This is a genomic window from Lysinibacillus sp. FJAT-14745 (assembly GCF_001275675.1).
Classification (GTDB): domain Bacteria; phylum Bacillota; class Bacilli; order Bacillales_A; family Planococcaceae; genus Lysinibacillus.
Genome location: NZ_LITM01000003.1, coordinates 107,292 through 120,212, shown reverse-complemented (window position 1 = coordinate 120,212; position 12,921 = coordinate 107,292). Strand labels below are relative to the sequence as shown.

Sequence of the window (12,921 nt, the reverse complement as noted above, 5' to 3'; positions counted from 1 at the left end):
GAAGTGAATGAAGCATCTATTTTTTCATCAGGCTATCCGGGAAAGTCCCAGCCGGAACGGAGATCAACCCCTTATTTTACCGAAGAGCCATACTTTATTTACTAGTTTTTCAACAACATGAAGCTCCTCTTTTACTTTTAAGAGGAGCTTTTAGGTTTATTGTAATAATTAAAGTCTGTTTTTATTAATGTAATATCGATCCGCCATCAATAATTAATTCAATGCCAGTTCCAAATTTTGCTTCATCTGATGCTAAGTAGAGAACACTATAGGCAATATCAGATGGTTTTCCTAGAACATTTAAAGGAATTCCTGCTAATGTTGCTTCTCTTACTTCTTTGTTACTGGTAAACATTTCAATCATCGGTGTTTCAATTGTACCAGGGTGTACTGAATTCACACGAATATTATATTTGCCGTAATCAAGCGCAACATTTTTAGTTAATAGTCTAAGCCCACCTTTGAGCTATTGTAAGCAGCATTTCCCACACCGTTTATGCCAGAGAGTGAGGATATATTGACGATACTTCCACCACCGGCTTTTTTCATTTCGGGAAGGACAGCTTTTATACCTAAAAGTGGGCCTTTTGCGTTTATGTCGAGAATGTTATCCCAAGTAGATTCATCTAAATCTTCAAGTGGTTGCGTAATTAGACCAGTAATCCCTGCAAAAAAGGTGTGCTTCTAATTTTAAAATTTAACCTTGGAAAAACAAAATTGGATAGAGCGTTTGATATATATTGAGCAAAAGAACAGGAGTAAGGATACAAGGAGGGCTAGGGGAATACTGAAGATAACTGGAAGCTCAACGCCAGGCCAAATGCTCATCTGTATTTGCTCAAGACCTAATGTTCGTAAAATACCTGCTAGTATTGACAGTAATGCACTAAGGATTAGCCCTGCATAGAGGACAGATAATACGAAAAGGGCTAATGAGTAAAAAAAGCCTTGAATGATTTTTATGAATGTCATTCCTTTTCCCTCCGTATAATTTGCTGTACCTTGGCGTTTTTAGCAATCGAATAGCTTTTTGTATAATAAAGGGTTTGTATATGACAATTATCGCCTACTGCTACAATATCTCCATCAACGATTTCTGCATCTGTATAGGAAAGATGTATTTGTTCACCTTTAATACATTTACAATTCAGCTTTTTCTTTAGAAAAGATATAGATAACGTATCTTTTTCTACATGTATCACATCTGCAATAAGCTTTCCAATCTCATTTCCACCAGACATTTTTAATTGAAAATGTTTAGCCTCTATTTCACTCGCTTTAACACAACCGACTGCATGAAACTGTTCTGCTTGTAAGTTTTGTTCAATGGTCAACTTCCCAGAACTATTCAATTTAGTTACTCGCCCATTACGCATATTTAAGTTCCCGGCATTTTTAACCTCATAAATTTCACAAAAATCTTTTATAGAGCATGATCCTGTACTATTTAAAATCTGCGCTTCAACACGGGAATGAAAAGAACTATGACCATGAGTAGAGATATTTTTTACGCGTATTTCTTGATGTAAAGTAACAAATCCACGGATATTTAATTGCTCACAGTCTGCTGCTATGTCTTTAATAGTGCCATTAGTAAGGGTTACTGTACGTACTTTTTGAATCACGGATAATCACCTCATGTTAATTTAATTAATATATATTTTAATTATTAAAACATATATCAATTAAAGTATATGTCGCTTTGCTTTGTCAAGAACAAAAAGTTTGCCATAAGCTTTTTATGTATTTTCTGGGCAATAAAAAAAGGACTTCAATTTTGAAATCCTAAATAATTTTTTTCATTAACTGATTAACCTCATGCAATATTGTTGCCAGGTCTATCAGTTTTTCCTGTGGAAACTTTAAAAATAAATCTTGAACTTTCAATTCACCGCTATTAGTTAAAACCATTTTTACAACACGACGATCTTCTTTCTCTCTAACCCGCTCTACTAATTCTAATTTTTCAAGTTTATCGCACATCGATGTAACGGCTCCTGGTGTTACACTAAAGAACTCAGCAATTTCTGTTGCTTTCATACCACCATTAATCTTTAGCTGAAGTAGGAGAATCAGTTGGTTTTGAGATAATGATTCTCCCTCAGATAAGAGATTTACAAACATTTTTGATTTATACTGTATTTCAAGCATCTCTTTCATAATCGTTTCTACATTGTGCAAATGCTCATTTTTTGACATAATATCACAGCCTGTTAAAATATTTAATAATTAAATTATATAGCAAATAAATAATATGGGCTACTATCGATATCCATTGGAACGGATATCGATAGTAGCCCATGTTTTGATGAAGAGCCAATTATTTCACAAACGTATCGCACATCCATTCATAAAATTTTTCCTTCTCTTCAAATTGTGGATAATGAGCTGATTGTTCATATGCAATAAAGTCTTTTTTATCGGCTTCAATCATATCAAAGTATTTTTTTGCTGCATTAGATGAAGTTTGATAATCATATTTACCCATAACAAAATAGCATGGTAGTTCAAGTTTTTTTACTTTAGTAGGTAATGGGTTTATCATTACTTCCTCTAATAGAGTTTTTTGCGAATTGGAGATCCCATAGTTGTAACGAATGACATCTAATAAGTTATACTCACGACTGAATAACATACTTATGATATTCCCATCAGGGCTATCAATAAGTCTTGAAGCTCCACCATATTTCGCAATATAGTCCCGTGGAGTAAACATCTCACCATTCTCAATTTGTTCAGTTAACCCCTGTAAATATAAAACATCATCCGTATTGCCAGCATTTTCAGCTTGCTGAATAACGTAGTTCAAACCGTCAATCTCGCTTCCAACTGTATCACTCATCTGTCCAATTCCAACATATGCTGTAAATTTTTCAGGAGCTTTAGAGGCAGCTTGCGTTGCAATATACGTACCATAAGAATGGCCAATTAATATTACCTTTTCTTTGCCTAGACGATCTGATATATAATCCGTCAAGGCCAATAAGTCATCTACGAGTAAGTCTGATGAAAGATTAGAGTAATCTTCAAAAAAATGATATGATTTTCCGCTTGCTCTTTGGTCGTAATTCACAACCGTAAAATTGTTTTCCAATAAGTTTTGATACTTACTGGCATACGGTATTTCCGAACATGCAGGTCCTCCATGGACAAAAATAATAACGGGATTATCTTTATCTTTGCCACGTATCATAACTTCATGATTACTTCCATTTAACTTTACTTGCTCTAATGCACTTACACTGTTATTACCTTTTATATGGGAAGTCCATGTAGGGAATAATAGTGCTGTTACGATTAATATAATTGTAATTATTCCAGTATATTTTATAAATTTCATGATTTTTTTCATCTAATTACCTCTGTGAAAGTGAATTATAATCGAAATTTTTAGACTTTTTCAGGGAGAGTTGTTGAATTGTACATTTTTCTTTTATAAACATAAAAGTACATGCTAAGGGGCCACCATAGGGCTACAAAGATTGGATAAAACGCCCATATTACGCCTGGTGAAGAGACAATATTTACTGTAATAAAAAAGATACTGATAAGAATTGTAGCGGTAACAGAGAATGCTACAAACGTTTTTCTTTGTGCGTGGTATATAGCTAAGGGCCACCAAATTACTAAAAATGATGGATAGATCGCCCAAGGGTATGGATGGGATAAAATTATATTTAATAAAGAGTAATAAATAATGGTACTTGCACAGCCTATCAGTGCAATTTTTAATGTTTTTGCTTTTTCCTCTAAATACATAAGAATTGGCCACCAAATGATTGGATAAACCGCATAAATGAACCATATATAATCTGGCGAGTATAAATAATTTTCAATGATAAGAAAAGCAATAATCATGGCGCTGCAAACAAGAGAATATTGTTTATACATTCTTTTAGACATAAAGAATAACGTTATTGGCCATAGCAAAACAAGTAAGCACGGATAGATAAACCAAAGCTCCTGAGGTGACGTCGTATAATTGACGATTCCTAAAAAAATCATTGTCATCAAACTACCTACAATCGAAAAGCTAATAAAGTTTTTCATGTTTTATTCACTCCATTTCTTACGTGACCAAACGAAGTACATAGATAATGGCCACCATAATATTGCGAAGATCGGATAGATTGCCCAAATTGTATGTGGTGTATAGTAAAGATTAATAAAAATAAAAAATGCAATAATTAAGCCACTACCCCATATAGAGAATTCTAAATTTAATTTAGACATGCTTTTCTTTTCGGGCTCCTTCACGCCTAATTCCTTTTTTAAATCCTCAATATCTCCAAACTCCACGATGGCTTTGTTGATGGCATCCTCTTGTTCTTTTCCTTGATCCATTAAATAAAATACTTTTTCTTCAAGATTTTGAATGATTTCTTGTTTCACCATCTCTGTTTCTTTATTACGAGGAATGTCTTTAAAAAGCTCATCAATATGATTTTTAATTTTTTTCATTCTAAGCCCTCCATAAATAAGTCGATAATTTCTTTTACTTCCGACCACTCTTTTACTAGCTCATTTAAATACGCTTTACCTAACGGGGTAATACGGTAATACTTTCTTTTGCCTCCGTGTGAAACATCACCATAATAGGCTTCAATAATTTCCTTTTTCTCAAGACGTTGAAAAACTGCGTATAAAGTTGCTTCTTTAATTTGAAAACGATTATTTGTGCGGATACTTATTTCCTGAGAAATTTCATAGCCATAACGATCTTTCTCTAAAATTAACCTTAAAATAATGGAATCTAAGTGTCCGCGGATGATGTCACTTCGAACCATAAGTCACCTACTTCTTTTTATTGCTCTATCTGTCAGAGTAATGTTAGCAAATATTACTCTACCTGTCAAAGTAATTTTTCCAAATACGTCCAGAAAATTACCGAGAGTAATAATTAGGGTTAAAAAATCCCCATTCACTTTAAAAGCGAAAGGGGAGTGGGCACATTATCTTAATTCGATTTTATAAACAAGATCGTTTTTTTACGAAACAATAAAATCAAACAAAAAATCTTCATGGGGACTATTCTATTACATATACAATGCTGCAAGGAATATACCTAATGTTTCTTCATAGATGTCCTCGAATTGGCTAAGTGGGAGTGGATTTGTACCGCTACCTAACTCAACGGTAAAGCCAGGTCTACGCCAATCCTGGATAAACCAATCTTTATAACCAGCATAACTGCCTGCTGAATTGATAGGCTCGTAGCCACTAACCCGGCTAAACTCATTAACAAAGATTTCTGACTCTGGTGGTTCGAGATTTTCGAAACCCCAATAAATCACTCTACCTTGTGTATGAAACGCAAGAACTCTGGCGAAATCGCGTTTCTTTGTTAAGTCAGCCATAGCAATGGCCTCTGGCTCGGACAAAGGTCGTTGTCCTCCAAAATCTCTTGGTCCAGGCGTTTTAGGATTTCGGGCATTTTCGAACTCCCACTTTGCAGGAAACTGATCATTCAAATCGACACCATTTATATTAGCCTTCCAACCTGAGAAATCGGTGCTACCGTCATTCCAAGTAATAAGCTGATTTCTTAATACTTCGTCATTAGGTGGCCCTTGTATGACTAAATCGACACCATCGGGATTGACCATAGGAACTATAGAAAGGATTGTTTGCTGGTAAAGTGGGAGTGCAGATAAACCGCGAATTGTACTTTGATTGGTGAGAGAGAGTAAGTAGTCGTTTATAAAAGTTAATATAATCGGAGTTGTAATCCATTCATTCGCATGAAAGGAGCCGTTATAATGGACGCGCTTAGTTCCGTTTCCGATGAGAAGCTCTGGAATTTCATGCTGTAAAACAGAATGTCCAATTGTGGAGCTCTGTAGAAATGGATAAGCATCGAGTAGTTTTTTGATATCATTCATCATGATAGTATAAGTATAATTTTGTTTACCATTGACGAGCCTCCATGTGATTCGTTGGGGAATGCGAATGGTCTGTCCAATTCGTAATTGATTTGGATTAAGACCAGGGTTGACAAGCAAGATGGCTACTAATGGTAGATTTCTGCTTTGTGCTATTTGCCAAAAGGTATCTCCAAGTCTTATTTGATAATTGACTGTAACAAACCCCGGAATTCGGATGCGTTGTCCAACCCTTAAAAATGAAGGTTTAATATTTCGGTTTGAATCTATAATTAGTTGAAGAGGTATCTTAAACACTTCACTAAAATGCCAAAGAGAATCTCCTGGTCTTACGTAAATGTCCACACTTGTTCTCTCCTTATTATCAATTATGCCTCTGCAAAATTGGCCAATATAATATGTATATGAAAAGAATATGAGACTTATTAACTTTTAATGGATCATCACAGGAAGTTAGGTATGACATTTGTTAAAACGTATTCAATGAATAAAAGTTGATTGTAGTGGAGGCTGGGCGACTCCTTGGGGATTAGCAATAGAGGAACGAAGGCTAAAAGCATCACGTCCTGTGATAACGCCTTCGTGACCAACATCCTGTTGCCCCGAGACCCTGCAGCGAAGCGAATGTTTTCTGTGCGAAAGCGTAGTGCTAACGTAGCGGCAGCAACAAAAGCGGCTCATCGGACGCCCCCAGGAAGCTCTGCTCTGCGCGAAAGCGAAGCGTCAGCGGCAAATGTTTTATCTGTGCGAAAGCGAAGCGTCAGCAACAAAGCGCCCAGTCGGAACGGAAATCAACCCCACGTTATGGTGATGAACTCTTTCAATGTAAATTTTGTTAAGTATTTGTCGGAAAGAGATTACTCTCTTAATCTAAGCGGAAGAAACTTAGTTACTTTTTGATGTACAATGATACTAGTTATAGAGTTTATGACAGATAAAGGTAGGAAAACAAATGTTAAATAAATTAAAGATAGGTATACGAACTAAAATTACGTTAGGCTATATTGTTATCATACTTTGTTTACTTGCATCAGTGATCATCTTAAATAATCAAATTACTTCTTTACAAAAAGAAAGAAATTATATTATCAAGAGTGACTCAAATGTACATGCTCTAACCAATCGCATTGAAAAAAACATTTTAGATATGGAGTCAAGCCTTAGGGGCTTTATTATTACAGGTGAATCAAGCTATTTAGAGCCTTATAACAAAGCTAGTGAAAGTTGGAAATCTGATTTTGATGAACTTTATCAGCTTTTAGAAAATAAACCAACACAACAACAGGAGCTAAATGAGATAAAGGCGACAATAGAGCATTGGATTACAACGTCAGAAGTGCCTTCTATTAAATTTAAAAAAGAAAACAATACAGAAGCGTTATATGAACTCTATAAAGTAGATATGGGTCGCAAAGATATGGCAACAGTACGAGATCAGTTTGAATCACTCCGTTCAGCGGTAATTGCAACTATGCAGGCTAAAGTAAATGATTTGGACAAGAGGACTAGTATTGTAACACTTACACTGCTTGGCATACTTGTATTTATTTCAGTTGTTGCGATTACTATTGCAAGTGGTATTTCTCGTTCAATCGTAAAAACGTTAACAGAGGTTACACGAACAATCCAAGAAATCGCTGCTTCCAAGAGCAGTAAAAAAGGAAGAATCCATGTTAGAACAAATGATGAAATCAATGCCCTTGCAACTGCTACAAATGAGTTGTTAGATGCGCTTGAGAGAAGAGAATGGCTACAGTCGAATATCGCAGAAATTGTCACAAAATATCAAGGCATTTCTGCCATTACTAAATTAGCTGAAACCTTCCTTTCAGAAATAGCGCCAAAAACGCAATCTTCCCTTGGTGCATTTTATGTTCGTGAAACTACTGATAATCATATACAGTTTGTAAAAAAAGCTGCTTTTGCAGATGCAAGGGATGACGTTGGAATTGGGAGCTTTAAACTGGGGCAAGGCTTAATTGGACAATGTGCTTTAGAAAAAAAGATTTTAATTGATAATGATATTCCAGAAGATTTCCGTTTAATAGGCACTGGTTTAGGGAAAGTATCACCAAAAGGTATTTTTATCGTCCCTATTGTATTTGAAAATGACGTAATAGCTGTTGTTGAATTAGCTACAACGACCGGCTTTAATGAGCTGCAGCAGGAACTAGTGAAACAAGTTATCGAAACCTTTGGATTAACGATCAATAGTGTCCTAGGGCGTATGGAAATTGTCCGTTTGTTGAATGAATCAAGAGCTTTGACAGAGGAATTACAAGTACAATCTGAAGAGCTTCAGGCACAATCGGAAGAATTGCAGATGCAAACAGAGGAACTGACAATGATTAATGAACAATTGGAAGAAAGAACAAAAGAGGCAGAGTTAAAGTCGAGAGAAATAGAACAAGCTAAAAAAGAATTAGAGAAAAGTGCGGAGCAGCTGTTACTAAATTCAAAGTATAAATCTGAGTTTTTAGCCAATATGTCACATGAATTGCGAACGCCACTGAATAGCATATTAATTTTATCTGAAATGTTAGCTGAAAATAGCCAAAGCAATTTATCAGAAGAGGAAGCTGAATTTGCAAAGGTTATCCACTCTTCAGGTGAAGATCTGCTAGTATTAATTAACGATATTTTAGATTTATCAAAAGTAGAGGCAGGCAAGCTGGATATTAGCTTTGATGAAATGAATATGAGCGAGGTTCCTGTACAAATCGAGCGAATCTTTGCGCCTGTAGCAACGAAACAAAATCTACAATTCAATATTTCGAAAGACAGAAATGTAGTAGATGTTTTCTATACGGACGAAAAAAGATTCCAACAAATATTAAAAAATTTATTATCAAATGCCTTTAAATTTACAGAGCAAGGTTCAGTTAATCTTGACATTAAACAGTTTGGCCAAGAACAGTTAACAAATAATATGCAGGATGTTAGTGCCGACTGGTTAGAAATCACTGTTTCAGATACGGGTATAGGTATTCCAAAGGACAAGCATCAGCTAATTTTTGAATCATTCCAACAGGCCGATGGGGCAACAGTGCGTAAATACGGTGGAACAGGTCTTGGTTTGTCCATTTGTAAAGAGCTTGCAAGATTACTTGGTGGCTGGGTTTCTTTACAAAGTGACGAGGGGCAAGGGAGTACATTTACACTGACAATCCCAAGCTTGCCCAATGGAATCGAGGAGCAAAAATACCTTGAGCTTGCTATTCATGAGGTAGGGGCTACTAATGAAGTACATGAGTTAGAAGAGGAAGAGCAGCTATCAGAAGTTCAGGAATTTTCTCAACATGAGGTAGAAGTCTTTCAAGGGAAAAATATTTTAATTGTAGATGATGATTATCGTAATATCTATGCATTAAAAAATGCGCTCGAAAAACGAGGCATGAATATCTTAGTTGCAAAAGATGGAATAGAGTGTTTAGATATTTTGCAATCTAATGATGAGATTGACCTTATTCTGATGGATATTATGATGCCAAACTTGGATGGCTATGAAACGATGTCGATTATACGCAAACAACTGAAGATTACAGATTTACCGATCATTGCTTTAACAGCGAAGGCCATGAAAAATGATCGAGATAAATCATTAGAGGCTGGTGCTTCAGATTATATTAGTAAGCCATTAAATTTAGATCAATTAATATCCGTTTTAAGAGTATGGCTAGTTTCCAAAGGGAGTTTATAAAATGGACCGATTTCCTTTGCAGCAAAAAAAGCATACAGATTTAGAAATTGATTTGTTACTTGAGGCTATTTATCGTTTATCGGGATTTGATTTTCGACAATATAATCGTTCTTCTATATTACGAAGGATTTATAGTAGGATGAGGATGAGTAATATTCCAACGATTTCTCGTGTACTTGAAAAAGTAATACACGAAAATGAGTTTTTAGAGCTACTATTGAATGATTTTTCTATAAATGTTACTGAAATGTTCCGTGACCCTAGCTTTTTTAAGGCTTTTCGCCAAGAGGTTGTACCGTATTTAAGAGATTACCCTGAAATTCGGATATGGCACGCAGGATGTGCCACAGGTGAGGAAGTATACTCCATGGCTATTTTGCTAGAGGAGGAAGGGTTAATGGATAAAGCAGTTATTTACGCTACAGATATGAACGAACAAGTATTGGAAAAGGCAAAAAAGGGAGTATTTCCGATTAGCAAAATGCAGGCATATACGAAAAACTATATGTTTGCAGGTGGCCATCATACTTTTTCCGAATACTATAAAACAGATGATCAATATGCTTATTTCCATCTGTCACTGTTGAAAAACATTATATTTGCACAGCATAATTTAGTAACAGATCAATCGTTTAATGAATTTCATGTCATTATGTGCCGAAATGTTTTAATTTATTTTTCACCTGAGTTACAAAACAAGGTTCATCGTTTGTTTTCCGGAAGCCTAAGTGATAATGGATTTTTATGCTTAGGTGATAAGGAGACACTACGATTTGAAGATATTATTTCAACATATAAAGAAATCGTAGACAATGAAAAAATATTTCAGAAGATAAAGTAAGATAAAAAATGGGCTGATGCCTAAGTTTCTCCACAGTAGAGACTTAGGCATCAGCCCTATCTTAAGTAGTTTACGCCTGTGCCTGAATCATTAATACACACATATCATCTGGTTGGTTTTCTTGTTGCTCCTTAGGTAGTAAAATGTCGATTAGACGTTGAGAATAATCCCATTTCGTAGATAGTAGCGTTTGCAAATGCTTCTCTGACTCTATTTCATTTGGTCCCATTGCCTCTAATACGCCATCCGTATATAAAACAATTTGCACATCCTCATTGTAGTGAATGAATTGCTTTTGTACGTCGATCTCATCGAAAAAGCCGACTGCACAGCTTCCTCTATTTAATGGTACGAGCGTTTTTTCATCAACTAGAGCATAGCCAGAAGGGTGACCAGCGTTCACATATTCAATTGTTTTTTGTGCTGTATCTATCACTAAATAAATAGCTGTGAAATAAAACAGATTGTCGTCTTTTCCGTTTTGCAAAAGTGTCATATAACGGTTTAACTCTTTAATAACTAATTCAGGATCTACTAATTGTTTAACGGCTTCTCTTAGGACAGAGGAGATAAACATACAAACAAGTGAAGCAGGGATACCATGTCCCATCATATCAAGCAAAATGATGGCGTATCGGTGATCGTCTATTTTATGCCAATAATACATATCCCCTGCTAAATTAGAGGAAGGAAGATAAGATACCTCTATTTGAATATTAGTGTCGTTTAAAGGAGCATTCAAAAGGCTTCTTTGTACGTGTGTTGCTAGATCTAATTCGTATTGTATTTTCTTTTCTTGTTGAGTATGCCAATCTAATTCAGCTTTCAATCGTAATGCAACTCGAATTCTAGCAAGAAGCTCGGTTTTATTGATCGGCTTTGTAATATAATCTACTCCCCCGACATCAAGTGCTTCTGCGAGTTTATTTTTATCTTCTAGAGCTGTGACAAAGATAATTTGAATATCTTTCAATCGTTCATTTTGCTTAACACGTTTACAAGCCTCAATACCGTCAATTTCAGGCATCATTATATCTAATAAAATTAAATCCACTGAATTTCCTGTTGAATTTGGTGCATCTAATTGTAAATAATCAAAGAGCTCATAGGCAGATGTTAGAGAAACACAGTTATCATAACCTGCATTTTTTAATACTTTTTCAATGACAAATAGATTGACCTGATTGTCATCTACAAGAAGAATAGTCATAAATTATTTCCCCTTATTCTGTTTGAATTAGTGCAGATTATTATGAATGTATTAACTCTATTATTATACAAAACATTAGAGAATAACGGTATTTTAAGGAGTATTTTAGTAGGTCAATAAATATATGAATGAGTAAAGAGCCAACAAGAAAGAGTCAGCTCTCAAAACTTATATTTCTTGTCAAATTTTAGCCTTTTTAAAGCCACTATAAATATCAAATGCATTTGCGATGATGGCAATAGCGATGCTTACGAATAATATTCGGTCTATAGCAAACAAGATCTTAGCAGAAGTCGTTTCCGTAATTGCCGCGATATAAGGTACCGCGGGACTGTGTATGAGATCGGGGTGAATAGCCATGAGGATAAAAACAATGACTCCTGTACATTGAAGGAGTGCATTAGCTACGGCGATTAACATTGTCCATTGACCAGCCTTCAATTTCCAACATGTTAAAGCAACACTTAAAACGATACAAAATAAAACGATTGGAGCGAAGGACAGTAAGACATCCTGATTGAATATAGGCATAACAAATTTAAAGCCACCTTTATTGTGAGATGTATAGATGCCTAAAAGGTGATTAGCATTGAAATAGACAAAGGCAAAAATAGCAATGCCTAAGAAACTGAAAATATTATCATTCAGTGAAATAGTTTTTTCTTTAGGAATTATTTTAACTTTTGCTAAATCATCAGGTGTCCATTCTGGATGGTCTTTTATAAGGGGGATTCGAATGTTTTTTCCTCCAGATCGTTCAATGACAATGAAAGCAACTGTAATCCAGAACACTACGTAGATAATTACTGAAATAATATGAGAAATCGTTATGGAAACTGTTTTAATAATCGTAGTTAGGAGTGCACCTTCTCCGTTATAAAGCACAATACTTTCTATCATCTGTACAATAACTGTAATAATAATCGCCCAAGGAACAACTAATTTTATTGTTCTAGTATAAGTGTCAAACACTTTTGGACCGATTAAAAATTGTGGTGTGTCTTGGTAGCTTGCTGCGACTTCTACAGGATTTCCGAGCTTTTTAAGAACTTCCTTTATATCTGATTCTGAATAATCTTCAGGTAACATATCTTCAATGGTAGATTTTAGTTCTAGGCTGGTTTTATCACGCTTATCTTTGCTTATCCTTTTAGTTACTTCATGAATATATACATCAATCAGATTCACTCTTTCCGTCTCCCTTCAATCATTCATGCAGTTCTCTGCTCAACACATCATATTTCTGGGCTTTACATTTAGTTGTACCCCACTTCTAATCAACGAGCCA

At 35.2% G+C, this 12,921-nt stretch carries 12 protein-coding genes and 1 pseudogene; 2 read left to right on the top strand and 11 right to left on the bottom strand.

All coding sequences use genetic code 11. The annotated features are described in order from the left end of the window. Window positions 1-184: 184 nt before the first annotated feature. The 9 genes and pseudogenes from AMS59_RS26165 to AMS59_RS06170 all read right to left on the bottom strand — a co-directional run bounded on the left by AMS59_RS26165 (window position 185) and on the right by AMS59_RS06170 (window position 6,227). Window positions 185-651, bottom strand: a pseudogene (locus AMS59_RS26165) (SDR family NAD(P)-dependent oxidoreductase). Between the two features lie 39 nt (window positions 652-690). Further along, window positions 691-972, bottom strand: coding sequence for a hypothetical protein (locus AMS59_RS06205; protein WP_053482892.1), 282 nt, complete (start codon window positions 970-972; stop codon window positions 691-693). After that, window positions 969-1,625 (bottom strand): hypothetical protein, encoded by a 657-nt coding sequence (locus AMS59_RS06200; protein WP_053482891.1) that lies wholly within the window; start codon window positions 1,623-1,625, stop codon window positions 969-971. The genes AMS59_RS06205 and AMS59_RS06200 overlap by 4 nt, the downstream gene beginning before the upstream one ends. A gap of 160 nt (window positions 1,626-1,785) precedes the next feature. After that, a complete protein-coding gene (locus AMS59_RS06195; RefSeq protein ID WP_053482890.1) occupies window positions 1,786-2,199 on the bottom strand; it encodes a MarR family winged helix-turn-helix transcriptional regulator in 414 nt (137 codons plus the stop codon). A 121-nt stretch (window positions 2,200-2,320) separates the two neighbouring features. Further along, entirely contained in the window at window positions 2,321-3,352 is a 1,032-nt protein-coding gene (locus AMS59_RS06190; RefSeq protein ID WP_053482889.1) for an alpha/beta fold hydrolase, read from the bottom strand. Between the two features lie 38 nt (window positions 3,353-3,390). Beyond that, complete coding sequence (locus AMS59_RS06185; protein WP_053482888.1) at window positions 3,391-4,050, bottom strand: hypothetical protein; 660 nt, start codon at window positions 4,048-4,050, stop codon at window positions 3,391-3,393. 3 nt (window positions 4,051-4,053) lie between these two features. Further along, on the bottom strand, window positions 4,054-4,461 hold the full coding sequence (locus AMS59_RS06180; RefSeq protein WP_053482887.1) for a permease prefix domain 1-containing protein: 408 nt from the start codon (window positions 4,459-4,461) through the stop codon (window positions 4,054-4,056). After that, window positions 4,458-4,787 (bottom strand): PadR family transcriptional regulator, encoded by a 330-nt coding sequence (locus AMS59_RS06175; RefSeq protein ID WP_053482886.1) that lies wholly within the window; start codon window positions 4,785-4,787, stop codon window positions 4,458-4,460. Before AMS59_RS06175 ends, AMS59_RS06180 begins: the two co-directional genes overlap by 4 nt. Window positions 4,788-5,036: 249 nt before the next feature. After that, the gene (locus AMS59_RS06170) at window positions 5,037-6,227 is read right to left on the bottom strand and encodes a M14 family metallopeptidase (RefSeq protein ID WP_053482885.1); all 1,191 of its coding nucleotides are present in this window, start codon (window positions 6,225-6,227) and stop codon (window positions 5,037-5,039) included. Between the two features lie 607 nt (window positions 6,228-6,834). Here AMS59_RS06170 and AMS59_RS06160 point away from each other — a divergent pair. Further along, window positions 6,835-9,582: an ATP-binding protein gene (locus AMS59_RS06160; protein WP_053482883.1), complete on the top strand. Its 2,748-nt coding sequence runs from the start codon at window positions 6,835-6,837 to the stop codon at window positions 9,580-9,582. Between the two features lies 1 nt (window position 9,583). Then, window positions 9,584-10,423, top strand: a complete 840-nt coding sequence (locus tag AMS59_RS06155; protein ID WP_053482882.1) for a protein-glutamate O-methyltransferase CheR — start codon at window positions 9,584-9,586, stop codon at window positions 10,421-10,423. Window positions 10,424-10,493: 70 nt separating this feature from the next. On the opposite strand, the gene AMS59_RS06150 is transcribed toward AMS59_RS06155, so the two are convergent. Continuing rightward, window positions 10,494-11,633, bottom strand: a complete 1,140-nt coding sequence (locus AMS59_RS06150; protein WP_053482881.1) for a SpoIIE family protein phosphatase — start codon at window positions 11,631-11,633, stop codon at window positions 10,494-10,496. Between the two features lie 180 nt (window positions 11,634-11,813). Continuing rightward, window positions 11,814-12,821 carry a hypothetical protein gene (locus AMS59_RS06145; RefSeq protein ID WP_053482880.1) on the bottom strand — a complete coding sequence of 336 codons (1,008 nt, stop codon included), beginning with the start codon at window positions 12,819-12,821 and terminating at the stop codon, window positions 11,814-11,816. Window positions 12,822-12,921: the final 100 nt, after the last annotated feature.

What these genes read in the sequence shown, in the direction of transcription:
- AMS59_RS06205 (WP_053482892.1), bottom strand. Translation starts at nt 972, where the DNA reads ATGACATTCATAAAAATCATTCAAGGCTTTTTTTACTCATTAGCCCTT.
- AMS59_RS06195 (WP_053482890.1), bottom strand. Translation starts at nt 2,199, where the DNA reads ATGTCAAAAAATGAGCATTTGCACAATGTAGAAACGATTATGAAAGAG.
- AMS59_RS06190 (WP_053482889.1), bottom strand. Translation starts at nt 3,352, where the DNA reads ATGAAAAAAATCATGAAATTTATAAAATATACTGGAATAATTACAATT.
- AMS59_RS06185 (WP_053482888.1), bottom strand. Translation starts at nt 4,050, where the DNA reads ATGAAAAACTTTATTAGCTTTTCGATTGTAGGTAGTTTGATGACAATG.
- AMS59_RS06180 (WP_053482887.1), bottom strand. Translation starts at nt 4,461, where the DNA reads ATGAAAAAAATTAAAAATCATATTGATGAGCTTTTTAAAGACATTCCT.
- AMS59_RS06175 (WP_053482886.1), bottom strand. Translation starts at nt 4,787, where the DNA reads ATGGTTCGAAGTGACATCATCCGCGGACACTTAGATTCCATTATTTTA.
- AMS59_RS06160 (WP_053482883.1), top strand. Translation starts at nt 6,835, where the DNA reads ATGTTAAATAAATTAAAGATAGGTATACGAACTAAAATTACGTTAGGC.
- AMS59_RS06155 (WP_053482882.1), top strand. Translation starts at nt 9,584, where the DNA reads ATGGACCGATTTCCTTTGCAGCAAAAAAAGCATACAGATTTAGAAATT.
- AMS59_RS06150 (WP_053482881.1), bottom strand. Translation starts at nt 11,633, where the DNA reads ATGACTATTCTTCTTGTAGATGACAATCAGGTCAATCTATTTGTCATT.